The 24649-nt window shown below is 33.5% G+C and carries 24 protein-coding genes and 2 tRNA genes; 8 read left to right on the top strand and 18 right to left on the bottom strand.

Annotation, left to right across the window (positions count from 1 at the left end; all coding sequences use genetic code 11):
- Position 1 precedes the first annotated feature (1 nt).
- Positions 2-145 (bottom strand): T9SS type A sorting domain-containing protein, encoded by a 144-nt coding sequence (locus tag ACM39_RS18910; RefSeq protein WP_082140615.1) that lies wholly within the window; start codon positions 143-145, stop codon positions 2-4.
- A 1-nt stretch (position 146) separates the two neighbouring features.
- Complete coding sequence (locus ACM39_RS19110) at positions 147-335, bottom strand: hypothetical protein (protein WP_131701464.1); 189 nt, start codon at positions 333-335, stop codon at positions 147-149.
- Between the two features lie 279 nt (positions 336-614).
- Between ACM39_RS19110 and ACM39_RS14520 the strand changes: the two genes are divergently transcribed.
- The 3 genes from ACM39_RS14520 (at position 615) to ACM39_RS19260 (ending at position 1603) form a co-directional block, all read left to right on the top strand.
- Entirely contained in the window at positions 615-1031 is a 417-nt protein-coding gene (locus ACM39_RS14520; protein WP_048511784.1) for a hypothetical protein, read from the top strand.
- Positions 1032-1233: 202 nt separating this feature from the next.
- Entirely contained in the window at positions 1234-1434 is a 201-nt protein-coding gene (locus ACM39_RS14525) for a hypothetical protein (RefSeq protein WP_048511785.1), read from the top strand.
- Between the two features lie 13 nt (positions 1435-1447).
- Entirely contained in the window at positions 1448-1603 is a 156-nt protein-coding gene (locus ACM39_RS19260; RefSeq protein ID WP_165585120.1) for a hypothetical protein, read from the top strand.
- Positions 1604-1787: 184 nt separating this feature from the next.
- Here ACM39_RS19260 and ACM39_RS14530 read toward each other — a convergent pair whose 3' ends face one another.
- Positions 1788-2084 (bottom strand): MGMT family protein, encoded by a 297-nt coding sequence (locus ACM39_RS14530; protein ID WP_048511786.1) that lies wholly within the window; start codon positions 2082-2084, stop codon positions 1788-1790.
- Positions 2085-2177: 93 nt separating this feature from the next.
- Here ACM39_RS14530 and ACM39_RS19265 point away from each other — a divergent pair, with 93 nt between their 5' ends.
- Positions 2178-2324, top strand: a complete 147-nt coding sequence (locus ACM39_RS19265; RefSeq protein ID WP_165585121.1) for a hypothetical protein — start codon at positions 2178-2180, stop codon at positions 2322-2324.
- Between the two features lie 143 nt (positions 2325-2467).
- On the opposite strand, the gene ACM39_RS14535 is transcribed toward ACM39_RS19265, so the two are convergent.
- The 4 genes from ACM39_RS14535 to ACM39_RS14550 form a co-directional block, all read right to left on the bottom strand.
- Positions 2468-3442 (bottom strand): deoxyhypusine synthase family protein, encoded by a 975-nt coding sequence (locus ACM39_RS14535; protein ID WP_048511787.1) that lies wholly within the window; start codon positions 3440-3442, stop codon positions 2468-2470.
- A 26-nt stretch (positions 3443-3468) separates the two neighbouring features.
- On the bottom strand, positions 3469-4113 hold the full coding sequence (locus ACM39_RS14540) for an outer membrane beta-barrel protein (protein WP_131701465.1): 645 nt from the start codon (positions 4111-4113) through the stop codon (positions 3469-3471).
- A 398-nt stretch (positions 4114-4511) separates the two neighbouring features.
- Entirely contained in the window at positions 4512-4904 is a 393-nt protein-coding gene (arfB, locus tag ACM39_RS14545; RefSeq protein ID WP_048511789.1) for an alternative ribosome rescue aminoacyl-tRNA hydrolase ArfB, read from the bottom strand.
- A 2-nt stretch (positions 4905-4906) separates the two neighbouring features.
- Complete coding sequence (locus ACM39_RS14550) at positions 4907-5929, bottom strand: AMP-binding protein (RefSeq protein ID WP_048511982.1); 1023 nt, start codon at positions 5927-5929, stop codon at positions 4907-4909.
- Between the two features lie 98 nt (positions 5930-6027).
- Between ACM39_RS14550 and ACM39_RS14555 the strand changes: the two genes are divergently transcribed.
- Positions 6028-6098: transfer RNA gene (locus ACM39_RS14555), tRNA-Gln, on the top strand.
- Between the two features lie 81 nt (positions 6099-6179).
- Here the strand turns inward: ACM39_RS14555 and ACM39_RS18730 are convergent.
- The 9 genes from ACM39_RS18730 to ACM39_RS14585 all read right to left on the bottom strand — a co-directional run bounded on the left by ACM39_RS18730 (position 6180) and on the right by ACM39_RS14585 (position 17426).
- Positions 6180-6482, bottom strand: coding sequence for a hypothetical protein (locus ACM39_RS18730; RefSeq protein WP_131701466.1), 303 nt, complete (start codon positions 6480-6482; stop codon positions 6180-6182).
- On the bottom strand, positions 6463-7008 hold the full coding sequence (locus ACM39_RS18735; RefSeq protein ID WP_053073334.1) for a recombinase family protein: 546 nt from the start codon (positions 7006-7008) through the stop codon (positions 6463-6465). The genes ACM39_RS18730 and ACM39_RS18735 overlap by 20 nt, the downstream gene beginning before the upstream one ends.
- Complete coding sequence (locus ACM39_RS18740) at positions 7005-7187, bottom strand: hypothetical protein (RefSeq protein WP_053073335.1); 183 nt, start codon at positions 7185-7187, stop codon at positions 7005-7007. Before ACM39_RS18740 ends, ACM39_RS18735 begins: the two co-directional genes overlap by 4 nt.
- 103 nt (positions 7188-7290) lie before the next feature.
- The gene (locus ACM39_RS14565; protein ID WP_228377126.1) at positions 7291-7632 is read right to left on the bottom strand and encodes a hypothetical protein; all 342 of its coding nucleotides are present in this window, start codon (positions 7630-7632) and stop codon (positions 7291-7293) included.
- A 76-nt stretch (positions 7633-7708) separates the two neighbouring features.
- Complete coding sequence (locus ACM39_RS14570; protein ID WP_048511790.1) at positions 7709-7969, bottom strand: helix-turn-helix domain-containing protein; 261 nt, start codon at positions 7967-7969, stop codon at positions 7709-7711.
- A gap of 86 nt (positions 7970-8055) precedes the next feature.
- Complete coding sequence (locus tag ACM39_RS19270; RefSeq protein ID WP_165585122.1) at positions 8056-8202, bottom strand: hypothetical protein; 147 nt, start codon at positions 8200-8202, stop codon at positions 8056-8058.
- A gap of 570 nt (positions 8203-8772) precedes the next feature.
- Complete coding sequence (locus tag ACM39_RS14575; protein ID WP_053073336.1) at positions 8773-12309, bottom strand: DUF6443 domain-containing protein; 3537 nt, start codon at positions 12307-12309, stop codon at positions 8773-8775.
- 11 nt (positions 12310-12320) lie between these two features.
- Positions 12321-15881: a DUF5977 domain-containing protein gene (locus ACM39_RS14580; protein ID WP_048511791.1), complete on the bottom strand. Its 3561-nt coding sequence runs from the start codon at positions 15879-15881 to the stop codon at positions 12321-12323.
- A 3-nt stretch (positions 15882-15884) separates the two neighbouring features.
- Complete coding sequence (locus ACM39_RS14585) at positions 15885-17426, bottom strand: T9SS type A sorting domain-containing protein (RefSeq protein WP_048511792.1); 1542 nt, start codon at positions 17424-17426, stop codon at positions 15885-15887.
- 1717 nt (positions 17427-19143) lie between these two features.
- On the opposite strand from ACM39_RS14585, the gene ACM39_RS14590 reads away from it, so the two are divergent.
- Positions 19144-19214, top strand: a tRNA-Gln gene (locus ACM39_RS14590).
- An 89-nt stretch (positions 19215-19303) separates the two neighbouring features.
- On the opposite strand, the gene ACM39_RS14595 is transcribed toward ACM39_RS14590, so the two are convergent.
- Together ACM39_RS14595 and ACM39_RS14600 are read right to left on the bottom strand one after the other, a co-directional pair.
- Positions 19304-20728: an amino acid permease gene (locus ACM39_RS14595; RefSeq protein ID WP_048511793.1), complete on the bottom strand. Its 1425-nt coding sequence runs from the start codon at positions 20726-20728 to the stop codon at positions 19304-19306.
- A gap of 109 nt (positions 20729-20837) precedes the next feature.
- The gene (locus ACM39_RS14600; protein WP_048511794.1) at positions 20838-21131 is read right to left on the bottom strand and encodes a helix-turn-helix domain-containing protein; all 294 of its coding nucleotides are present in this window, start codon (positions 21129-21131) and stop codon (positions 20838-20840) included.
- A 195-nt stretch (positions 21132-21326) separates the two neighbouring features.
- Here ACM39_RS14600 and ccoN point away from each other — a divergent pair, with 195 nt between their 5' ends.
- Both ccoN and ACM39_RS14610 read left to right on the top strand, forming a co-directional pair.
- Entirely contained in the window at positions 21327-23606 is a 2280-nt protein-coding gene (gene ccoN / locus ACM39_RS14605) for a cytochrome-c oxidase, cbb3-type subunit I (RefSeq protein ID WP_048511795.1), read from the top strand.
- Between the two features lie 17 nt (positions 23607-23623).
- Complete coding sequence (locus tag ACM39_RS14610; protein ID WP_048511796.1) at positions 23624-24511, top strand: cbb3-type cytochrome c oxidase N-terminal domain-containing protein; 888 nt, start codon at positions 23624-23626, stop codon at positions 24509-24511.
- Positions 24512-24649: the final 138 nt, after the last annotated feature.

Below are 24649 nucleotides of genomic sequence, written 5' to 3' on the forward strand. Positions count from 1 at the left end.
TTTATTTCTTAATCACTTTGGCATTTGCTGTTTTATTCTCCTCCGTTTTAATGGTCACCAGGTAAGCCCCCTGAATCAAAGCCTGCGTATTAATCTTGGTCACCTTATTCCTGGTTTTCAGGCTCTGCAACTGCCTTCCGCTCATATCAAACACATTGCTTTGAAGCCTGAATATAGCTTCCTGAGATTAAATACGGTCGGTCAATGGTGGAGATCACCTGGCTCAGAAAATCCTGTGTCGAGGATTTAATATCCTTTTGCCAGACTACTACTTCCTGAGAATACAGTACGGAAACTGTGCATAAGGTTAATGCACTAAAGTAGAGTGTTTTCATCTATTTTGTGTATTTAAAGGTTAATATTAGTTTTTATTATCACAATCTTGCAAATTTAACGAATTTTAATAATTACTCACTCACCTGAATGAGATTTAATATCAAATTTGTTATAGGTTAATGGTTTATTTCATAACCTTAGGCAAAAATAGAACGGCACAGCGACAGAACTTGACGTATGTTTTTTAAAGATGCAAATATTTTCATTTAGGTTGGAAAATAGGTTAAACTTTTCTTTTTAAATAACTTTTCAGTTTACTTCCATTTTTAAACCAAGCAATGGATAACAGTACAACAAGCAATGTAAACAATATCAAAATAAGATACCTCATCCCAAATGTTATATTGCTTGTATTCAAACGGTGGAATATATACTCTCTGAAACTGCAATATTCTTTCTTTATTATATTTTTTATCATTATCCTAGGATCGATTTTACCTAATAATAAAAATCGGCTTTACTTTTATCAGCGCAACCTCTCAACTTCAAAAATTAAAAGTGTCGCGATAGGACTAGCTGAAATTTGCGGGAAAGCAAAAGCTATTAATATTGCAGTTTCTCCTTATACTGCTACACAATGTATCGGATACATCTATACCGTTAACGAAATTACAGAGACAAGAGATGATGATGGAAAAATCAGCAAATCTTATCGCGAAATCAGAAGAGAAGTCGTGCAAAGAACTTTCTTTTAACTGATGATTCCGGGAGCATAGAAATTTATACTGAAAAGCTGGAATGGATAAGTTTCTCTCCCACTTTTGAGGTAGAAAGAGGAAATCAGCGTTACCGCGAGTATATTCTTGATGACAAAACAGAAATTCTGATGATTGGGCAAGCTTTTACGAAGGGGCAAAAACCATTTTCAGATATGATAAAAATAAAAAACTCTTCGGAATGGCCCCACTTGAATTGGTAAATTTCGCAAATAAATGGAGGCCTCTTAAATTAAGAGCTGTTGCCACAATACTTTGCATCGCACTTATTTCCACATTTATTTTTATAACTCCGGTGAAAACGGAAGGAAGCAAACTTATCTTCGGATCTGTCAACTGGAAAGAAAAATTAACTCAAAATCCTTTTGATTTCCTCAACTAAAAAATATCACAGAATGCTAATCTCCACACTTATCATCATCATTGTCATTGTAGATGTTGTTTCATTTTTGGTCAAATCTTATAATCAGATTAATACAATAATTATAGGCTTTATAATGTATTTTGTTTTTCCGGGAGCCATGTTGGGTTTCATTATTGCTCTTTCATGAGTGATTTGGGAATATTATAAAGGAAAAAGGGATGATACTCCGATTTGGGCTTTTGGGAGTGTGCAGCTTATTTATAACTCTTTTAATTCCTGCTTTAATAGGTTATTTCAAGTTACTTTTCGAAAAAAACATTGATATTAAAAACGGACAAAGTTCAAATTCCAAGAGAATAAAAACCAAAATATTAAAGTTCAGTAAGAGGATTCCAAAATAATTTTTTGAAATTTTTTATTCTAAAATTCTCAATAACAACTCCTTCTTTTTCTAATTTAGGCTGAAATTCAGGAACGGATAAAACTCCTGAGCTGGAAATCACACGATGTGCAGGCACGTCTTTCGGGCACCCTCCCATTGCTTTCCCTACATGACGGGAATGATTGGGATAACCCACCGCTTTTGCTATCGCCCCGTAACTTGTTACTCTTCCTTTTGGAACAAGTTTAGTAATTTCCCAGACTTGTTCTTTGAATATTTCGTTCATATTTTACGTTAAAATGTGTTTTGATACTTAATACTTAGCATCATTTTTGGATTCTTATAACCACATCTAATCTAATCATCAAGATATAAAGTTATGAAAAAATCACTTTTCAGCGTATTGAATACAATCAATAAGGCTGTGTTACCAAAATTAAGCAATAAAGATCCAAATAAATTGACTAAAATCCAGAAAGGAATTCTGGCCTACCGGTATTTCGTTTTAGTGAATTCTTTAGACTGATAGATAAAAGGAAACAGAATCTACAGAAAACCGATCCGAACATTGGTATAGATTCAGAAAGGACATGCCAATAAAAAACGCTCCAAAAAATTGAAGCGTTTATAAGTTCTCTTCCGTCGAAATGACAAACAGAAAATATTATATTAAGAATTCTCTAATATATAAGAGAACATTAATGGTGCACAGATAGTTGCATCACTTTCAACGATAAATTTCGGTGTAGTAATATCCAGTTTACCCCAGGTAATTTTCTCGTTTGGAACAGCTCCTGAATACGAACCGTAAGAAGTCGTAGAATCCGAAATCTGACAGAAATAAGACCAGAATGGAATGTCATGCATTTCCATATCCTGATACAGCATCGGTACAACACAAATTGGGAAATCTCCCGCAATCCCTCCCCCAATCTGGAAGAACCCAACTCCTTTCCCACCTGAGTTTTTAGTGTACCAATCAGCCAGATAAGCCATATATTCAATCCCTGACTTCATTGTAGAAAATTGCAACTCTCCTTTAATACAGTAAGATGTGAAAATATTACCCATTGTAGAGTCTTCCCATCCCGGAACCACAATTGGCAAGTTTTTTTCAGCAGCAGCAATCATCCAAGAGTTTTCTCTAGGAATTTCGTAATACTGCTCTAAAACTCCCGAAAGAATCATTTTGTACATATATTCATGAGGAAAATATCTTTCACCTTTAGCTTCTGCGTCTTTCCAAATTTCAACGATATGTTTCTGCAATCTTCTGAAAGCTTCTTCTTCAGGAATACAGGTATCTGTAACTCTGTTTAGACCTCTTTCCAATAAATCCCACTCTTCCTGTGGTGTAAGATCTCTGTAATGAGGAACTCTTTCGTAGTGAGAATGAGCAACAAGATTCATTAAATCTTCTTCAAGATTTGCACCTGTACAAGAGATAAAGTCTACTTTCCCCTGACGGATCATCTCAGCAAGAATTTTTCCTAACTCAGCAGTAGACATTGCTCCTGCTAAAGTAATCATCATCTTTCCACCATCTTTAAGATGTGCCACATATCCTTTAGAAGCATCTACCAACGCAGCTGCATTGAAGTGCAGGTAATATTTTTCTATAAATTCAGAAATCGGTTTGCTCATTTTTTTAATTTTTGCAAAGATAAAACTTAAAAACGGAATGTAGCGGCTGCACTCAAAGAAACTCTCGCTAAACCTTCTTTTTGTTCATCTTCTAAGGTGTATGAAACACCGTTGATCTTCATTTTATTCAATGTTCCGCCAGTTAATCCCAATTTTGGACCAATTAAAACATTTTTATTTATCTGATACTGATATCCTAAATTGAGTTCAGCTCCTACATTAGACCCCGTACCTTTAACGTCCGCAGTTTTTGTAGTATAAGAAATAGCGCCTAAACTTATATCAGCAAACAGCTTATGTTTTGTAGCTTCTTCAAAATTTGAAATCATGACAGCCGGTCCGAAAAAATTGATATTATCTTTTGTCGTTATCGGAACAGACACAGGCATACCATTCACATATCCTAAAATATATCCATCACTTGAGGCATTGTAATTAGAATATTTTACCCCGATTGCCAAAATTTTATTAAGGTGATAATATGCGGAAATATCAAAATTCATCCCGCTTTTCAGTCCCTTCATATAGTCTTTTTCTTCCTTTGTCAACCCTTCAATAGTTTCGGCTGTCCTCCAAGCATATCCTACAGATGGAATGATCGAAAATTTTTGCTGGGCAAAAGAAAATACTGAAATTGAAAATAATCCTAGAGTTATTAGTTTTTTTATCATTTTTAAAATTTTGCTCAAAAATAACATTTTATAAAAAAATAAAGGAGCTTTACAAAAATTAGATCTATGGTTTTATAAATCCAGCATCGCGGAAAAACATAAAGTACAGCCATAAAGCAACTTTGATAATTTCGATCTTTCGTTCCCCATCTTTAAAAGGCATTAGAACTTTTTAAAAAAGAATCTATGTGTAAATATAATAATGACAACAATATGCCAGAAAAGCAAAATGTTTCAGAAAATGAAATTTGTGTTGTCATAATATAATGTTCATATCAAGTTTTGCTAAGATAGAGCTTTAATATGAGTTTTAAAATTAAAGCTTGGCCATTAAAGAATAATGTAACTAAGAAATCGGGATATCATCTTTTAAGTTATTTTCTAATTCCTACCACGTATTAGTACTTAAACTTCCTATTTTCCTTTTTATCGGAAATCTTTTTTTTGGCATCTAATCTTTTCTGTTTTTGGCCTTTTGAAGGTTTGGTAGCCAATCTTTTTTTCGGTATAAACAAAGCTTCATCTACAATTTCAATAATTTTTTCAATAGCTTTATTTTTATTCATTAATTGTGTTCTGCTTTCAGAAACCGTTAAAAACAAAAAGCCGTCTGCATTGATCCTGTTTTTCAGTTTATTTTGAATTAATTTTTTTTGTTCAACAGTAAAAAATTCAGAATCCTCAACTTTCCAAAGTACAGTCACAGAGGTTTCCACTTTATTTACATTCTGTCCTCCTGCCCCGCTACTGCGGGAAGTTTTGAAACTTAATTCTTTTGAGAAATCTTTCATTCTTACATTATATTTTTAAGCTCAGTTCTACTTACCTTTCCGTTAGGAGTTCTGGGAATTTGTTCAACAAAAAGAATTTCTTTTGGCTTATGAAAATTTTTCTCAAACGGAATTCCAGCTATTTTATTCACTACATCTTTTGATTCTTTTCCTTCTATTACCAATATCAATTTTTGTCCCAAACTTTCATCTTCCATACCTAAAAAAACCACTTCATTCGGAATTTCTTTCTTTACTAATGATTCCAGTTCTTCCGGAAAAATTTTAGCTCCTCCTGAATTAATTACATTATCTATTCTTCCTAAAAATCTAAATTGATTTTCATTCTTAATTTCAACTAAATCATTAGTTTGCAAAATTTCATCATTCACATTTGGGGCAAAAATTTTTAAACAACCTCGCTGATCTTTTGAAATAGTGACATTTTCAAAGACTGTAAAATAATCCTCCGATATTGGAAAAATTTGTTTTAAACCAATGTGAGAAAGAGTTTCTGACATTCCATACGTCTCAAAAATGCGATTCCCTTTTTGCGACTGGCTATTCGTTTTATCAATCTGCCTTTTCAAAGACTCTGAAACGGCAGCCCCTCCAATAATTAAATTTTTAATTAAATGTAGTTTTTCCAGAGAATTTTCTACCTGAAGAGGAGTCATTGCACAAAAATCAATCTCCGTTTCAACATTCTCAAGAGGTCTTAAGGATGGTTCTGTAATAATGAGTTTCAGCTTTCGCTGAATGGAGCGTACAACCATCATTTTTCCTGAAATATATTCTATCGGGAGACATATTAAAGCTGTATTGCTTTCTTTTAAACCTAAAAAATCACAAGTCATCTTCGCAGAATTTACCATTTTATTTTTTTCAATTTCAAAAACTTTTGGTATTCCTGTAGAGCCAGAGGTCTGAACTTTTACGGTTGCAGAATCAGAAAACCATTCGCCCAGAAAGCTTTTGACTTTATTAGCAAATTCTGTATCGAATGATAATTTATTAATATTGAGATCATTGAAGTCTATCAGCATAATTTCATAAATAAAATATGGAGTAAATGTAAAAAAAACTTTAAAAAGTTCTTGCGAATAATGAAAAAAGCTGTAAATTTGCATCACCAAAATAAAACAGACCTATAGTGTAACGGTAACACTCCGGTTTTTGGTACCGTCATTCGGGGTTCGAATCCCTGTGGGTCTACATAGCAGGAGAAATGATTATTATTATCGTTTCTCCTGTTTTCTTTTTTTGGCAACTCATTGTTAATCTGAAAAATAAGATTTACGATGGTGTTGATTCGGTGGTTCGATAATGATTTCCGTCAAATTCCAGTTTTTCGGGGAAAATCGAACCGATTATTTTTCTTTTCACGGCAATTCCCCCTTCCGAGTAAGTTTTCCAGATAATAGTGAGACTTTCAATAGCCTGATCAATGAGTTTTGGAATGTCAACTTTTGATTGCTCGAGTAAAATATTTAACTGAATTTCCAGCGTTTCAATCTGATCTTTGCAGTCTTTTTTTATCTCAATATATTCATCATCATCTATCGTTTCAGCAAGCAATTTATTTCTTGCTACGGACAATCTTGAATTTATCTATCTTATCGAGATAGTGTTTTCTTTTCGAGTCTTGGTGTTTTAATGATCTCTCATAAGAATTTAAGGATACCTTTCTGACCAATTTCTTAACGGTTTCTGTCATTTCCAATGCCTTCAATCCATCCTCAAAAACAGTATTGACAATCTCAGCCCTGTGGCGAAAACCACAGGTAGCATTGCAATGGTAATAATAGTATCTGTTATTTCTACCTTTCGATGCACTTGCCATGATATTTTTTCCGCAATTAGGACAGATCAAAAAGCCTCTCAATGGAAAATATTCATCTGATAATATCTTGGTGTTAGGTCTGTGTATTCTCTTTTTCCCATCTAAAATATCCTGTACCCTGTAAAATAGAGACTCTGTGATCAAAGGCTGATGTTGACCATTAATAAAATAAGCATCTTCTTCTTTAAATTTGGGTATAAAGACCTTTCCGCAATAGACTGGATTTCTGATGGCGATATGAAAAGAAGTTCGGCTAATCTTCTTCCGAAGTGATTCATTCATTTTAATCTAATCTGATTAGAAGCATATATTCCCTTAGATATTTCTTCGAATGCCCATTTCATTTTTGATGCCTCTGGTTCGCTGAGTGCAATGTACTTCTTGCCGTTTTCGGTTGTTTTATTGGCATATCCGAAAGGTGCTTTTCCCATCACACGACCTTCTTTTACAGCCCTTCTCATTCCATAAATACATTCAATGCTCGTCGGTCGTTCTTGACCTCGGGTGCAGCCAGATAGTTTTCCGGAATAGAAAGATCAAGGGGTTGTTCAACCGCTTGCGGATCTATTCCCAATTTGGTAAAGGTCTTTTTGCCCTAGGTTTTGGTTTTAATTCCCCGGCAAAATCAAACATATTAACTTGACTTCCTTCGAATGGATTGTATGAAGGTTGGTAGTCGAAATAACCTAAAGAATGTAGTTCCTTTATACATTTATGATAAGTAGCTGGTGAGTGTATTTTACTAATTCGCATAATTTCATCCCGAGAAATATTAATCGGATTCTTAAAGCGATTGAAATTCCAAAATTGAAACAATGCCATATACAGGCTGATATGAGTAGGATTAAGTGTATGTTCTTGAGCGACTTTTCCAAAAAAAGCTGTTAAGTGCTTGACGTAATTCATTTTCCTGAAAGTATTAAGTGGATATACATAATGATTTATTCAACAGTGAAAAGTTATGACAAAGATGAAATCATTATCAAGGTTTCTTATTTAATAACTGTTCGATGTCTTTATAATTATAATATAATGTACCTCCTATGCGGGTGTAAGATAAAGTTCCATTAACACGAAGATTTTGTAATGTTCCGGTGGAAATTTTCAAAAGTTCTTTAACCTCCGTTGATCTTAGCCACAATTTTTTTTCTGAGTTTTTGACTTGAAGAAAATTCTTAATTTCTTCCAATAATTCCGTTTTAAACTCTTGCAGATCTTCTTTCGTGATAATGTCTATTTTCATAACTATTAATTGTTGATATCAAGGGGGATGCTTGAAGAATTAAAAATCCTTTGGTAAATTGAACGTGAATATTAATTTTTAGTTTTTTAACGGATAGATTCTTTTTCAAAGTCCGGTAATAACTGACCACCTATTACAGCTTCTCTGAGTTTATTCATCAGCTTTTCTACAATCATTTTCATCTGATCTGCTTTCTCTTTGTTCACTTTTGCTATACTGTGATGTACGCTCATATTATAATCAGTAAAAGAAAATATGTTCGTAGAAGAATTGCTCAAAGAGATAGTGGTATTTATGTACGTCCATAACAGAAGTTTTAGTTTTTCCACAATACAATTAGAACAATCGGTGTATAAAATGAGTTATGCACATAAAAAAATCTCCCACCAATTGGTGGGAGGTTTATTATAATAGTGTATTATCGCTTTTGAGAATATAGAATACAAGTGATTATATAAAAAATACCAAACATAATCCTTATGAATAGAAGCATCATATCAATATTTATATCTCCATATAAAAACTTTATAAAAAAAATATCCAAAATGACTAATGTAAAGCTTAGAAATAAATTGAAATAAATGTTTTTTTGCTTATAAATTATAATTCCAATCAGTATAAAATACAATGATGGAATAACTGAAGGAACCAAATAATAAAGGCTTGTTGGAAAATTAATAACTATACCTTTAAAAAACTCCGATAAAGAATTATCTGTTTTCAGTAAAATAAAACACAAATAGTATAATAGATTTGTAATGAAAGAGAGCAATACAATATATAAATAAAATCTTTTTCTCATGTCAGTTTCTTGGATATAAATAGGGTCTTCTTACTCCATTATCAAATAGATTGTGTGTTTTTCTATAAGATGGCTGGTTATATTGCATTAATTTAAATGGGGCGCCAGCACCAATTATTCCTGCTGAAGCAGAAGGGAAAACATCTGTTTTGAAAGAAATATTTAAATTTTTCCCTATATAATTAATATCTATTCTTTGCGCAACATTTACAGGTCCGTACCCCTGTATATTCAATCCAAATTTTTCAAACTCTGGAACTTGAGCGTGTTTTTCAAGAGCGATATTAAACCCAATAAATTTACCATTACTATCTACAAAATTTTTACTTGATTCTATATCAGGCATAGAGTTAATCTTGACTCCTTTAAATCCCCCTTTATTTGTCATAATTTCAGATTTTATTGTTGCTGTAATACCCGTTAATTCGCCTTTACTATTTTCTTCAGAAGAAATCCATATATCAGATTGTAATTTAGAGCCAGAGACATCAAACCAAGGATTTGGACCATCCCAAAGTTTTTCATCTATGTAACTATCCATTCCTATTCGTAAAGTTTTGCCCATATAAGTTTCCCCAGCTTTTGTGGTTTTTTGGTCATTTGCTTTATTATCCCAATAAATAGAACCGTCTCTTCTTCTAACCCAGTCGTTTGGAGATTGCGTATCTACTGCAATCATTCCATCAGGGTCTATAAATCTGATTGGGTTATCAAATGCATAATTATAGGGAGAATGTCTTCTCATCTTATCTGACAATGGATCGATTACTCCCCATCTTCCCAAATCAGCCATGTAGAATCTTGCTCCATAATCATACATTCCTGATTCCTGAATTTCCTTTCCATTGTACTTGTAGCCTTTATATCCTCCTAAAGTGGATTTAGTTCCTCCAATATGGTTTGCTCCAAAAGCATAATAATTATTCGTATCTGTAATTTCTAGATTACCTTCACTATTTTTAGCATAGCTCACCCTTGCATTTCCTAAATGGTCTTTGTATTGATAAATATAACGATTTTCTGTAAAACTGTAAAAACCTTCTGCTGTCGGTACAAAATCCAATAGCCAACCTAAAGAGCCAAAAGGAGGAGGATCAAGAAGGATTGGATCTTTAAATGCTTCCTGTTCATAGGCTACGCTTGTTCTACACCATAAACACGGCTGTACTGTCTCTGAAAAACTATACTGAAAACCATCCAAATAATCAGTGTATGCATAAGAAGTGGATTGACCTCTTCCTCCTCCTGATGTATTTGTTTTTCGGAGTTTTGTTCCATCAGCACGATATAAATAGCTTAAACTGAAGTTTACATTTGTACCAAACGGGTCTGTCTGGCTAATTGCAAAACCATCAGGCAGGCTCAAATGATTATAAGAAATGTTCTGAATTCCTTTATCTTTCATATTGGTCATGCTTCCATTCAGATCGTAATTAATAAGATTATTTCCTCCCTCATAACCTGTACTGTTCGGTATGTTTTCAATGATTTGATCAAGACGGTTGCCATTATATTCATACTGAAGATCATCAATCATTGTTGCAGTTGGTGAAAATGCCAATGGAGCAAATCTTTGCAGAGTCATGATATTACCATTCAAATCATATGTCAGATACTCATCAAAAAAATTACTAACTCCAGTTGTTGGCTCTTTGTAGAACGCATTTTTTAATCTATTCAAATTATCGTATTCATAATTATATCTTTTCAAAATACCATCTTGTGAATTTTCCCAGTCAATCTCTGCAATATTTCCGTTAAATCTTCCTGGAGCGATATTCGATGATATAGGATTGTCGTATCTCATTTCATATCCAAATAATTTTCCGTTAAGATTTGCTGGATCATTAATCTTGGTCATCCAACCACGAATATTATAATCGAATGTAATATCCTGTAAAGGGCTGGAAGAAACGACTCCACCTACTTTTTTATTAGTAATCTGAGAAAGCTCATTGTATGTATTTTGAGTCAGATACTCGACAATATTATTGTCAACTTGATGGGTGTGAATCAATAACCTATTTTGAGGATCATAGGTGAAATTTTCAGTAATCACTTTATCCGTATCAGTATCTAATCTTTTGTGAGTTGTTATTGATTGCTGAACTATTCCCGCAAAATCCAGCTTAGAGTCAACTCTAGTGCGTCCTCCTAAATGATTGGTGGAATAAGTACTTATAGCTCTTCCTTTTTTGTCATAATAAGTATAATTTTTTGTCCAGTTATCATCTTCCATATTTTTTATATAAGAAGCTACAGGTAGGCTTTTGGTACTCATAGATGAGTTTTGATTATCTTGAGATAAAACTTCCTGACCTAAAACCTGTATAGGAACAGTAGGAGTTCCTACAGTATATGAGTCATAGTAACTAACACTTAATAATTTACTAATAGAATTTGGATAACTGGTATTAGCATCATTGCTATAATAGACATCCATACCACTATTTGTAAATCCGATCGTCGATAATCGTTCTACATTGTTACTTCCTTTTGAATCCACAATAGTTTGCTCGACTTTTCTTCCAGCGCTCTCATAATTTTGTGAACTTATATAGATCCCAGTATAAACACTTCTTCCAAATTGATCATATTTTGTAAAAAGCCACTGCCTAAATAATCCCATATTAGCGTCCTGACTCATTACCAATCTGTCCTGCTTATCATAAATCATATATTCCCATCCTTTACCAGGAACCTTCTTTTCGACCAGTCTATTCCAGCTGTCATAACGGTATTGATAACAAAGATCACTAAGTACAGAATTGGGATCTAAAACAACAGCCGCTTTTGGTGGAATGACAAAGGCAAGTTGATTAAATTCATTATAAACATAATATGTATCTGCATTTTCTGTAGTACTGATTACTTTTCTCACCAATAATATCTGTCCTTCCCCATTTTTGAATTCTATTGTTACATTACCGTCCTCATCAGTTACTGTATTTTTGTATAATTGCGCATTTCCATAATTAATAGTTTGGCTGACAGTACTTATGGTTGATTCGTTCTCCCAATTGGTAACAGTTGTATATTTTTTAACGGCATCTCCAGTGGTATTGGTGTCATAACCGAACTGGACAGGTTTGTCATTCCAAGCAATTCCAACCTGTTTTTGCTGTAAAATTCTGTCTAAGGGAGATCTTTCCAATATTTTCTCTGAAAAAGCTTTTTCATTCGTGTATGCTGACGTAGGATCACCTACTGGAAAGTCTCCTGAAGTTTGAGGGTAGATCGCTCCGCCGTTTGTCGATTGTTGTGGTACAGGTAGATACTCTCTAGTTTTTCTTCCATATCCATCATATAAAATAGGCGTTACAACATCTTTCCCTAAAGGAGATGTTTTGATATTGACTATTTGTTTGGGATTGCCTAAACCATCAAAATACTGAACAGTTTCTGTGCTTTTTGTTGGAGTAACTCCATTATAGTCAAGATAAGTCTTGCTATATACATAGTTTTCTGTAGAACTTAACTGTGCATATGTAATACTTGAAAATAGTAAAGTACCTATAGGAATTATTATTTTTTTCATGTAATTAGTTATTATTTATCGTATTCAACTGAGAACCCCCCTGGAGAATTAGGTGGTGGGACAGATCCTGTATTAGTATTTACTACAACATATCCATCTGGAGTGATGGTAATTCTGTAACTTCCACTATAAAGAGTTTTAGTAGTTGTAGGTCTACAGAAAGAACCAATATACCCTAATGAAACACCTCCTAAATATGTCATTCCCGACGGTGGATTAGCACTGTAAGTTAATATCATTGAAATATGATTAGGCGCTGTTTGTTGTATTGAAACAAAGTTGGCATTTACATAATAATTTGGAGTAAAATTACAACTGATAAATCCGCAATCTGCATTTGCATTTGCTGCACTTTGCCCATTTAAATTAATCTCATTTTGGGCTTGTTGATCTGCATCTGCTTGACTAATAAGGGATATATATTTATATTCCGGAACTTTATATTCATATGATGATCCGACTTTCCAGCTTGGACAGTCATTTTTATAGAATGTTTGACTTAACGCATTATTACTATATCTTATAGGGGCATTATTATATTTATATTCTTTAATCAATTTTCCATTATAATCAACAACTTTCTCTAACCGATTGGCCAAATCATAACTATAGGTCTCTCTTATTCCAGTTGGAGGAGTAATGCTTGTTACCCCGATTAATGGGTTATAAGTATACGTTGTGATGTTGAAGTTTGCAAAGGTAGGAGTTTTTCTAAAATTATCCAGCGCCTCAATTAGCAATTGCTCAGAAGGTAAATCAATATCTTCATTGGATTTTATATAAATTGGCAGATTTGTATATCCTGAAGGTGAGCCGTTTACACCTAAAACAGACATGATGTTACTATATGTTCCTCCTTCTATTTTAGCAATAGGTAAAGTTTGGTTATACCCCCAAATAATTGTGGTTGGTTTACCGTCTTTACTGGTATATTGTAGAATATTACCTTTGGGATCATATAAGTCATAGGTAATTTGTGTAGTTGGAACAGGAGAAGGACTATTCAAATCTTTAAGATTATGTGATATTACCGATTTTGGCAGTGGCATACCACTTGTATTTATATCAGCATCTGCTTGAGAAACTGGATAAACAGTTTCCCACCTTGTTAGAATTTTATTTGTGGGATTATCTATTTTTCTTGTCTCGGTAACCAGTGGAATTCCTACCATATTTTTACTGATCAAATACTGATTGTTTATTGCAGCATCATTCGCATATTGATATGTTTTAGAAATTACTTTATTGTCTGGATATGTCGTTTCTTCTTTCCTTAAAAGGTCATCGTTAGAGTTATCATAAAAATACTTTGTATTAGTAGTAACATTTCCATTGTCGAAATAATCTTTTCTTGTCTCCGAATCTAAATAATGATTGTAAAAATAAAGCTTATAAGCCGAAGTATTAATGACGTCACATGAATTATCTAAAGCTTGGCCTTGTCCATTCCACCCCATTGGGACAGGGCCAAAAGGGCGTCCGTTAATTTCGATTATTCTGGCATATTGTGAAAATCTTATGGGCGTACTATTATAATTATACGTTGTTTCAGATAATAATGTCTTAGTGTTCGTATACTCTTTTTTAAATAATATCTTCATTCTTTCTTTTTGGAGGGAGCTGAAAGAATTTATTCTAGTACCTGCATTTTCAGTATACTCCCAATATGGAGAAGTCCATGTATAATTGTTGGGTCCTAGCGTAGTCCTCTGTCTTTGTGCAAAAGACATTACCATGTTATCAGCTTTCTGATCAATAAAGCCATTATCTTGGTTACTGAATGTATATTCAGTAATTCCTCCGCTACTTTCTTCTTCGTAAACTTTTGAATATACAATATGTGCCCCGCTAGTGTAATTTAATGGCCAACCTTCAGGTGAAATTTCTCTATAAACAATTTGCATATGATTGTAATCTGTCGTATTTGACAATACTCCACTAGAACTTAAATTGTTGGCAATGAAATCCTTAACGTAGTAAAACTTTCTCTGTGAAGGTGCATTTGAAAAACCATAATCAACTATCTGGCTCACTCTGAAACCTCCGGCTAACCCTCTAGGGCTAACTTCACTAATAAAAAAATCATTGTTATAACTGGTTGTCTTAGTATAATCGTGAGGTTCATAATAAAAACGAGTGCTTCCCCCAGTCGGATAAGAGATTTTTTCCAAAATTTCGTTTAATTTGAAATTCGGTTCTTTTGCTTGTCGATATGCCGCTGCAATAGTGTTAAAATCTGTAGAATTTACCGCATTGAAATTAAATGTCCTATCATTGAAATATCCCCAACGGTCAGTATTTCCGCTATTAAATTTTGGAAATAAGTTAGCATTATACTGGAATTCATATTTATTGTTTTCTGCTTCACCGATTTTTATTTTTTTTAATTTTAATCGTCTTGCAGGGTTTTCATCATACTCAAAGCGGATAGTTTCAACGTTTTTATTGTTTACGCTATATGAAATATTATCAAGTTTATTCCAATGTTTAGAATTATAATAGCTATCAGGAGGCTTAATTTCATATCCATCACTCAGATATATATTTTCATTGGTAAATTCAAGGCTATTTGCCAAAGATCTATTAAATTTTATCTCAACATTATTAAAATTAACTTTATCCAAATAGCTAAACTCTCCTTCTTCAAAACTTGAAAGGTTAAAACAATTACTGTTATCAAGATCTTTTACACAACCGCTAGAACTGTAGCCACCATATGTAAAACTTTTATACCCCGAATATGAGCTTCTAAAATAGATGAGTTCCGCAGATTTATTATAGCTGAAATCAACATTTTTACCATTTGAATATTCGATTTTAGTTAAATGCCAATTTTTAACATATTTATAAAATGTTGCGGCGATTTTGGGATTTTGAGTTTTATTTCTACTTCGGTAAACCTCAATTGCCGAATATTGATTTCCAAAAGTATACTTGTTCCCGAAACCATCCGTTATAATAAATGAATATATGAAATGGTCCATACCATACTCATTATCTTTTAATGTGTTTATAATAGACAAATTAGGTGTGTCAGAGTTTACAATCCATTTTCCTTCATGATTTTTAATGAAAGTACCCGATATCCCATTTACAGAAAAGCTAAAAGTATCAGGATTTAATGCTTTTTCATTATATTCGTATGAAGACGAATATGATTTTAGCTTATCTAAAGAATTCCAATCCCCTGAATTCAAAAGATTATATTTATAATAATAACCTTCTGTATCAGATTCATCTGCTATACCGCTCAAATTTCTTGTAATAGTCCCTGAAGTACTTAAATTCCATGCCAAGCCGGTCCATGAAGGATAAGTATCGGGCTTATTGAAAGTAACATCGTAATTAAGATTTAAATCAAAATTGTTTACGTGATCAATTTTTAAGGATAGTAAACTGATATTGATATCCGGCTTACCTAATGCATGATTTAAATTAGTTCCTCCATATACTTTAAATTCACTTGAGTTTGGGCTTTTAGAAAACTCAGGACTATAAAAGCCCTCCTCACCATTAAACTGCCCTTTTATTAATGATACTGAGATGAGACAAAATAGAAAAAAAAATTTCATAATTTACTGTTTAATAATTTTTGCATTCGCGGATTTATTTGTGTCCGTTTTTATGGTAATCAGGTAAACTCCCTGAATCAAATTCTGAGTATTCATTTTGGTCACCTTATTCTTTGTTTTTACAGTTTGAAGCTGTCTTCCTCCCATGTCATATAGTGTGATATCAGCTTCTATAAAATCAAAGCCAATTTCCACATAAGCATAATCGGATACTGGATTCGGATAAATCTTGATATCCTGTTTTTCGATGAGTTGATCGATTTGTTTATCTCCCAGTTTTACAATCTTCCAATTCTCTTTACCAAGTTCTTCTGCACTTGTTCCTGCAAGGATAATTGAGCCGTCTCTGTTGAGTTTAATATCAGACAGTCTTTCTTCTTTTTTTCTCGATTCTCCTTTTACATGTTTTCTCCATTGTTCATTGCCATTATAATCCAGATACAGCATCCAAAACGTTTCATCATCATTCTCAACTCTTCCTTCAGCCTGCGTGTAACCGCCTAATAAAATGCCCTTCGAAGATTTTTCATCCGAAGAGTGTAAAACACTCATTCCCATCAAAACGTCTCTGTTTTTAAAATTGTAAGACTTTTGCCAGATTTCTTCACTTCTTTCATTGAGTGAAATCAGCCACAAATCTGTTCCTTCTTCTATTCCAACAGATTTATTTCCTGACCTCTCTGATCGTGATTCTCCGCCGATTAGATAGCCCTTTGAAGTCAAAGAAAGTGTTCTTAAATGGTCATCTCCCTTACCCCCAAAGTTCTTTTCCCATTCTACTTTTCCGTCTTTTGAAAGTTTAATGATCCAATAATCTCCTTCACCAAAGTTTTCTGTTTTCTTAGATCCGCCTTGGTTACTTCTTGAATAAGCTCCTAATAAAGCACCGCCATCTTTTGTTGGAATCATTTTCTCTACTTCGTCTAAGCCCTTTCCACCTAAAACCAATTGAGATAATTCTTTTCCGTTTTTATCTAATCGTATAACCAAAACATCTTTGGATCCGTAACCTTTTGCCGAGTTTTGAATATTTCCAGCCACAAAAAATCCTAAATCTGTAGTCTGAATAACTGATCTCGCTTCTTCATCAGAAGTTCCTCCAATGGTTTTCTGCCACATTTCATCTCCGAATTCATTGACTCTAATTAGCCAGATATCAGATCCTCCTTCGGATTCTTCTTTTTTATCTAATCCTTTTCCTGAATAAGAAGTTCCAGCCAAAAGAAATCCTCCTTCTTGCGTGGAAACCGTTGCCGATAAAAAATCGTGGTTTTTTCCAGAGAAATATTTTTCCCAAACTTCTTCACCTTGTTGGTTCAGTTTTACCAAATGAAAGTCGTAACCATTATTTTGTTTGTTTTCCGTGGAAAGTTTTTTGGATTGAATCGAACTTCCTGAAACCAGATATTGCTGATCGATTGTTGTAGTTACTTGTGAAAGAAAATCCTGTGTCGAGGATTTAATATCTTTCTGCCAAATCACTTCTTGAGCAGATACGCTCAAGACGGAGCATAATGATAATGCCCCTAGGTAGAATTTCTTCATACTTAGCGTCTATATTTGAGTTATTATTATTAATTTTTAAAGTATAGCAAAACTACATATTTTATATCACATTAATAAGATTTATGAATGAGATTTAATGTAAGTATTATCACCTTTTCTAAATTGATTTAAAGTAAAGATATATCTATGAAACGCCAAAACCTGTCGTATTATAAACAGGTTTTGACGTATTTAGTAATTTCCCCTTTTTTGAAATGATTTTTAAATATACTAACAGAAGTTTTAGTCTTTGCACAATACAATGAGAATAATCGATGTATAAAATGAGTAATGCAAATAAAAAATCTCACACCAATTGGCAGGAGGTTTATTATAACAGTGTATTATTGTTTCATCAAGAAGTTTGATCTGAATAACTTGAACTGTGTTCTTCTGCTTATCAGTTAAATAAAAACTAAAACATCTTATTAAAACAAATTAAATTCTATTACTTCTTATAACCGATTAAAATTAGGCAATTAAATTTTCTATCTAAATTAATTTTAGAGCTCCGCAGGACGAAGCAACAACTTTGTTAGGACGACAGGACTTTCAAAGTTGCGAATGAGCTCCTAACTTCTCCACGCAGTTGTAAAATCGCACGTATTTTAATAAGCAATAAATCCATTCTCAAAACAAAATTTTAAGAACACTACTTTTTACAAAGCAGGCTTGATTTTCATTAATGGTTTAAATATGCAAAACGAAGCCATCTACATATTTCAGATTTTTTTTAAGGTTTCCTGCTAAAAGATGTACTTCTTAAAATTAGTACGTACTAAAGTAACTACCAACAGAAAAATTTGTCATTCCAATTATTAATATCTCCATCAATAAAAGGCTTCTATTTTAGACTTTCATTGACAATCGAAGTCAAATAGTTCCTTGCACTACCATTGTACAGGCAAACATCATTTTCAGATTTACTTTTCTGAAAATGAAATATGCTACATAAAGAAACTGTCAGCACGGAAATGTGGGAACTTCTACAAAAACTGATGAAAGATGATTTCATCTGTATTGAATGTATAAAGAATATACTCAATATTTTCGATAGTAAAAAATACTTAAATCTTCCTGTTATATTTGATTATTAAAATCCTTTAGAAGTATAATTTCATAATCGCTTAACCCCCTGAGTTTCAAAATTTGCTTATCTAATCTATAGATATTTGGAACAATTTGCATAATTATAGTTTTTATTAAAATTATAAAAATTCCTCCATTTTTGAACCTTTTTCAGGGTAAAAACCAACTTGTTAGTTTATAATAATTCAAAAAGATCAGATTAATAAATAGTGTGTCGATTGAATACATACATTGCAAATTTATAATGTCAAAGTTCATCTAGAAAAAGATGCGAATACTTTGGGAAGTCGAAAAAAAAGATCTTAAGTAGTTGTTTGTAAACTATCTTACATTACAACAAAATTAGATAATTTGTCTTGGATTAGTATAATGAGATTGCTTAAAGCAGTCGACTTATATTTCAATTATAAATTCTGACATTTTATTAAATCCTCGATAAAATGTTTCGATATTTGTTCACTATTGTCTACAAACCATCCTTTCCAAGGATGGTTTTTTGCTATTCAATTTTTATTAAAAATAACTTCAAAATAGATTTAAGAAAACTTTGAATTCAAAATTTTATACTTTTTAAACAAGGTATTTGCAAATAATAAAAAAAGCTGTAAATTCGTACTACTAAAAATAAAGACCTATAGTGTAACGGTAGCACTCCGGTTTTTGGTACCGTCAGTCGGGGTTCGAATCCCTGTGGGTCTACAAACCATTCTTTCCTGAGAATGGTTTTTTTCTTTTTACTCTTAAAGACTTACCTAAAAGAGGAAAGATTAATCTTCCCTCTTTTTATTTTAATTCGATTTCGGTTTATACAATTTAAACATCAAAAATAAAAATGCCAGCCATATCGGAATCAGGATAACCTGGATTTCCATTCCTGTAATACTCATCAACACCAAAATAGCAATTAAAAATACAATACAGATATAATTTGATATCGGATAAAACAGAGAAGGAAATTTTGTTTTCTCTTCTATATTATTTTTTTCTTTTCTAAATTTCAAATGCGTATAACATATCATTAACCAATTGATAATTAAAGTAGAAACCACCAAAGCCATTAAATACTCAAATGCCTTTTCCGGAACCAATTTATTAATAATAATACAGATTCCCGCAAAGCAAGACGAAATAAGAATAGCATTGATCGGGACGCTGTTTTTATTCAGTTTCATTAAAAATTTCGGAGCATTTCCTTGTTGAGCCAATCCAAAAAGCATCCTGCTGTTACTGTAAACACTACTGTTATAAACCGACAAAGCCGCCGTTAAAACAATCAGATTAAGGACATTAGCAATTAAAACATTGAAGTGTATTGTCTTTCCAAAAATATTAAACTCAAATCCATTTAAATTTTGAAAAACCATTACAAACGGGCTCGTTCCTTCTGTAATCTCTCTCCACGGGCTCAATGAAAATAAAATAACCAAGGCCCCAACATAGAAAATCAAAATTCTATAAATCACCTGATTTGTAGCTTTAGGGATAGTCTTTTCTGGATTTTTAGCTTCCGCAGCAGTAATCCCTATTAGTTCCAATCCGCCAAAAGAGAACATAATCATCGCCATTGCTGAAAAAAGACCTGAATATCCATTTTCACTTTTATTAAAAAATCCTTTCGGGAAAAACCCACCATCATTCCACAAATTTGAAATATTCGCTTTACCTCCTCCTGTACCGCTTAATAATAAATAAACACCGAAGATAATCATCCCAATTATTGCCGCTACTTTTATGATGGAAAACCAAAATTCGGTTTCTCCATATACTTTTACAGAAGCAAGATTTAACGCATTAATAACTACAAAAAAGAATAAGCTCGAAACCCAGAGCGGTATTTCAGGCCACCAAAAATGAATATAGTGACCAATAGCTGTAAGCTCAGCCATACTAACGAGGATGTAGAGAATCCAGTAATTCCAACCGGAAGCAAAACCGGGAAAATTACCCCAATATTTATATGCAAAATGACTAAAACTCCCTGAAACAGGTTCCTGAACAACCATTTCACCAAGTTGGCGCATAATAAAAAAAGCGATAACACCTGCCAAAGCATAGCCTAAAATAACTGACGGACCGGCTAAAACTGCTGCAGGACCAATTCCTAAGAAAAGCCCTGTCCCGATAGCTCCACCAAGGGCAATTAATTGAATATGCCTGTTTGTCAGTCCCCTAACCAGAGAATCATTTTGATCTTCTTTCTTTTCGTTGCTCATAGAATGAAAAATATTGTCTAAATATATAAAAACTTCTTTCTACAAGCTAATTGAAATTTGATTTAGAAATACTGAAAGCTATAATTTAAAAAGAAAAACACTGTATATTTTATTTAAATTTTTCAGGAACCGAAATATTATTTTGTTTCATATATTCCAAAAGATCATTATATCTTTCCTGATAATCATTTGACCCGCACTTATGGGATATGCTACAAATATCAGATGGTTTTATATCTAGAATAGTCGAAATCTTAGTCAAAATTTCCAGATTGATTTTCACTTTGGAGTTTTCAATATCAGAATATGCTTTTTGTGAAATTCCCATTTCAAAAGCCATATATTCCTGTGTAAAATCTTTATTTCTTCTGATTTTCCTAATATTTTGACCACATATTTTCATTGTGTTTATTTTAGAAGTTTTCGGTATAATTTAGAAGTTTATCTATTAGACTTACACAAAGTTAGTAAATACCTTTGGCAAAACATTATTACGTTACATGATATTTATTTCAACAAGTAATTTGGAAGTAAAATTTTAATTTGAAACAGACTGATTACAATAAAGAATATCACTTCAGTACAACACTATTGGATTATGGAGACGCAAAAATTTAATTATGACAATAATATTGTCAGGGCATTCTTGTATGCTACCATTGCATTTGGGCTTGTAGGTTTTTTACTGGGACTTACAGCAGCACTGATGCTTTTTTACCCTGAACTTCCTGAATTTTTATTCGGGACTGATGATACTACTATTAAAAGTTTAGCTTCAGGAAATATTCAGGGACTGATTAATACACAAGGAGCTCTAGGCTTCGGAAGAATAAGAATGTTACATACAAGTGCCGTTATTTTTGCGTTTGTCTGTAATTCCTTTTTTTGTGGTGCATATTACAGTATGCAAAGATTATTAAAAACAAGAATGTACAGTGATACTTTATCATGGCTGCATTTCTGGACTTGGCAAATTATGATTATCAGTGTGGTGATTACCTTCCTGATGGGAATCAACACTTCTAAAGAATACGCTGAACACGAATGGCCGATTGATATTTTAATTACAATTTCATGGGTCATTTTCGGTATCAATATGTTTGGAACGATTGCCAAAAGAAGGGTGAGACACCTGTATGTTGCCATCTGGTTCTACATCGGAACGTGGATTGCAGTGGCAATGCTACATATCTTCAATAACCTTGAAGTTCCGTTATCTTTCACAAGCTGGAAATCATATTCAATATACGCAGGAGCAAAAGATGCGCTTGTTCAATGGTGGTACGGCCACAATGCAGTGGCATTTGTATTGACGACTCCTGTTTTAGGATTAATGTATTATTTCTTACCAAAAGCTGCTGACAGACCGGTTTTCTCTTACAAACTGTCTATTATTCACTTCTGGTCATTAATCTTCGTATATCTTTGGGCTGGTCCTCACCACTTACAATATACAGCCCTTCCCGCTTGGGCTCAGGCCGTAGGAACAGGTTTCTCCATCATGCTTATTGCACCATCTTGGGGAGGGATGCTGAATGGTCTTCTTACGTTAAGAGGAGCCTGGGATAAGGTAAGAGAAAATCCTATTTTGAAGTTCTTTGTTGTGGCTGTTACTTGTTATGGTATGGCAACGTTTGAAGGACCGCTTTTAGCTACAAAATCTTTAAATAAAATCGGGCATTATACAGACTGGGTTATCGGTCACGTACATTTAGGAGCTCTTGGGTGGAATGGCTTCATGGCATTCGGAGTAGTCTATTACCTGATTCCAGTAATGTGGAGAACTGAAATCTGGTCTAAAAAATTAGCCAACTGGCATTTCTGGCTAGGTACATTAGGTATTATTTTCTATGCCGTACCAATGTATATTTCAGGATTCACTCAGGGATTAATGTGGAAACAATTTAACCCGGACGGAACATTATTATGGAAAAACTGGCTGGATACGGTAACTGCTATTATTCCGTACTTTAAAATGAGATTCGTTGGAGGTCTCCTTTACCTTTCTGGTGCTATTTTAATGGTTGTGAATGTATTCAAAACCATTAGACAAGGATCATTCCAAAAAGAAGTTCCTGCAGAAGCACCTGCTTTGGCCAATATCGGAACGGGAAGAAAAGAAGGTGAAGGTGTACACCTCTGGCTGGAAAGAACCCCGAAGTTAATGGCAATCTTAGCATTCGTTACCGTTGCAATAGGAGGGTTAGTCGAAATTATTCCAACTTTAACTTTGAAACAGAGTGTCCCGACGATTACAGCTGTAAAACCCTATTCTCCGTTGGAATTAGAAGGAAGAGATTTGTACATCCGTGAAGGCTGTAATGCCTGCCATTCTCAGATGATTAGACCGTTCAGAGATGAGATTGTAAGATTCGAAGGTAAAAACGGGCAATATTCCAAAGCAGGAGAATTTATCTATGACAGACCTTTTTTGTGGGGTTCTAAAAGAACAGGACCGGATTTACACAGAGAAGGCGGAAGAAATCCGGATTCCTGGCACTTCAAACACATGTATAACCCAAGAATTACTTCTGCAGGTTCTATTATGCCACGTTTTCCTTGGTTGATTACCAATAAACTTGACAGAACGCAAATGGTGGATAAAATGAAATTAATGAAAAGCTCATTTGATGTGCCGTACTCAAAACCACAAATTGATTCCGCAAACAAATGGGCAGACAATCAGTCGCAGGCCATTGTAAAGAGAATTTATGCCGAAGCAACTGATGTGAAAGATCAAATGGAAAAAGAAAGAGTGGCAAAAGGAGGAAAATTTGTTCCGCTTGAGCAAAGAGAGATTGTAGCGATGATTGCCTATCTGCAAAGATTAGGAACAGACATTAAGACTACCGAAATAAAAACAGCAAGTGCAGATTAATTTTAAATTGAATTAAAATGAAAACCAGAACCCCAATATCAGTATATATCGCGGTAACGATAGGTTTAACTATCCTTGCGTTCGAAATGTTCACCAATGATTCAGCCTATTTCTCGTCACCTTTCTTCTGGGGATTAATCTTAATCGCAATTATTTTACTTTTCATTATGAACTCTATCGGAGATTTGGTGGAAAACGAAAATTTCAGAAGATTATCAGCCGAAGAAAAAGCAAAATTTCTGGAAGAAAAAAACACGCCTTATTACCTGAAACTTTGGAATTCAGCATTCAAAAAACAATCTGCAACCGAGGAAAAAGATATTCTTATTGACCATGGTTTTGATGGTATTACGGAGCTTGACAATTCATTACCAAAATGGTGGATAGGTTTATTCTGGTTCGGATGCATTTTCTGCATCGTGTATTTGACAGCTTTTGCCTTCACAGATTATGCCCATCCCGATGCAGAATTAACGAAAGAAACAAAAACAATCCTTGCTTCGATCGATGAATACGAAAAAACAGCCCCTAAAATTGATTTAGAATCTGCAAAATACAGCGCAGACAATATCGCGGAAGGTCAGGAGCTTTTTAAAACCAATTGTGTAACCTGTCATGGCGATGGCGGAAAAGGCGGAATTGGCCCCAACCTTACCGACACACATTGGATAAACATTAAAGAAAAAAGTTTATTCAAAAATGTTTTCTGGATGCTTGAAAATGGCTCTCCGAATAATCCCACAATGAGACCTTTCATCAAAGAAGGCACCATTACAGGGCGTGATGCCGAGAAAATTGCAGCATACGTTTATCATATCAATCAGGAAACCGATCCTATCACTCCTGCTAAAGGTGGTGCTTCGCCACAAGGTGAAGAAGTAAAATGGGAAAACGGAAATGATTAAAGAACATTTATTACCTAAAATAATACAGCATTCAGTCCCCTTTTGAAAAATCTAAACTAACATTTGAATTTTCATTTTTGCAAATCTTTTCATACATCGAAAAATGATTAAAAAGGGGGCTTTTAAAATATTCTATAA

The organism is Chryseobacterium sp. FH2, from assembly GCF_001045455.1.
GTDB lineage: Bacteria > Bacteroidota > Bacteroidia > Flavobacteriales > Weeksellaceae > Chryseobacterium.

Excerpts from the sequence above, each read along its gene's own strand:
- ACM39_RS14585 (WP_048511792.1), bottom strand. The coding sequence starts at position 17,426 with ATGAAGAAATTCTACCTAGGGGCATTATCATTATGCTCCGTCTTGAGC.
- ACM39_RS14520 (WP_048511784.1), top strand. The coding sequence starts at position 615 with ATGGATAACAGTACAACAAGCAATGTAAACAATATCAAAATAAGATAC.
- ACM39_RS19260 (WP_165585120.1), top strand. The coding sequence starts at position 1,448 with ATGCTAATCTCCACACTTATCATCATCATTGTCATTGTAGATGTTGTT.
- ACM39_RS14530 (WP_048511786.1), bottom strand. The coding sequence starts at position 2,084 with ATGAACGAAATATTCAAAGAACAAGTCTGGGAAATTACTAAACTTGTT.
- ACM39_RS19265 (WP_165585121.1), top strand. The coding sequence starts at position 2,178 with ATGAAAAAATCACTTTTCAGCGTATTGAATACAATCAATAAGGCTGTG.
- ACM39_RS18740 (WP_053073335.1), bottom strand. The coding sequence starts at position 7,187 with ATGAGAAGGGCTGTAAAAGAAGGTCGTGTGATGGGAAAAGCACCTTTC.
- ACM39_RS14540 (WP_131701465.1), bottom strand. The coding sequence starts at position 4,113 with ATGATAAAAAAACTAATAACTCTAGGATTATTTTCAATTTCAGTATTT.
- ccoN (WP_048511795.1), top strand. The coding sequence starts at position 21,327 with ATGGAGACGCAAAAATTTAATTATGACAATAATATTGTCAGGGCATTC.
- ACM39_RS14550 (WP_048511982.1), bottom strand. The coding sequence starts at position 5,929 with ATGCTGATAGACTTCAATGATCTCAATATTAATAAATTATCATTCGAT.
- ACM39_RS14570 (WP_048511790.1), bottom strand. The coding sequence starts at position 7,969 with ATGAAAATAGACATTATCACGAAAGAAGATCTGCAAGAGTTTAAAACG.
- ACM39_RS14580 (WP_048511791.1), bottom strand. The coding sequence starts at position 15,881 with ATGAAATTTTTTTTTCTATTTTGTCTCATCTCAGTATCATTAATAAAA.
- ACM39_RS14535 (WP_048511787.1), bottom strand. The coding sequence starts at position 3,442 with ATGAGCAAACCGATTTCTGAATTTATAGAAAAATATTACCTGCACTTC.
- ACM39_RS18910 (WP_082140615.1), bottom strand. The coding sequence starts at position 145 with ATGAGCGGAAGGCAGTTGCAGAGCCTGAAAACCAGGAATAAGGTGACC.
- ACM39_RS14565 (WP_228377126.1), bottom strand. The coding sequence starts at position 7,632 with ATGAATTACGTCAAGCACTTAACAGCTTTTTTTGGAAAAGTCGCTCAA.
- ACM39_RS14595 (WP_048511793.1), bottom strand. The coding sequence starts at position 20,728 with ATGAGCAACGAAAAGAAAGAAGATCAAAATGATTCTCTGGTTAGGGGA.
- ACM39_RS14575 (WP_053073336.1), bottom strand. The coding sequence starts at position 12,309 with ATGAAAAAAATAATAATTCCTATAGGTACTTTACTATTTTCAAGTATT.
- ACM39_RS19110 (WP_131701464.1), bottom strand. The coding sequence starts at position 335 with ATGAAAACACTCTACTTTAGTGCATTAACCTTATGCACAGTTTCCGTA.
- ACM39_RS19270 (WP_165585122.1), bottom strand. The coding sequence starts at position 8,202 with ATGAGCGTACATCACAGTATAGCAAAAGTGAACAAAGAGAAAGCAGAT.
- ACM39_RS14525 (WP_048511785.1), top strand. The coding sequence starts at position 1,234 with ATGGCCCCACTTGAATTGGTAAATTTCGCAAATAAATGGAGGCCTCTT.
- arfB (WP_048511789.1), bottom strand. The coding sequence starts at position 4,904 with ATGAAAGATTTCTCAAAAGAATTAAGTTTCAAAACTTCCCGCAGTAGC.
- ACM39_RS14610 (WP_048511796.1), top strand. The coding sequence starts at position 23,624 with ATGAAAACCAGAACCCCAATATCAGTATATATCGCGGTAACGATAGGT.
- ACM39_RS14600 (WP_048511794.1), bottom strand. The coding sequence starts at position 21,131 with ATGAAAATATGTGGTCAAAATATTAGGAAAATCAGAAGAAATAAAGAT.
- ACM39_RS18735 (WP_053073334.1), bottom strand. The coding sequence starts at position 7,008 with ATGAATGAATCACTTCGGAAGAAGATTAGCCGAACTTCTTTTCATATC.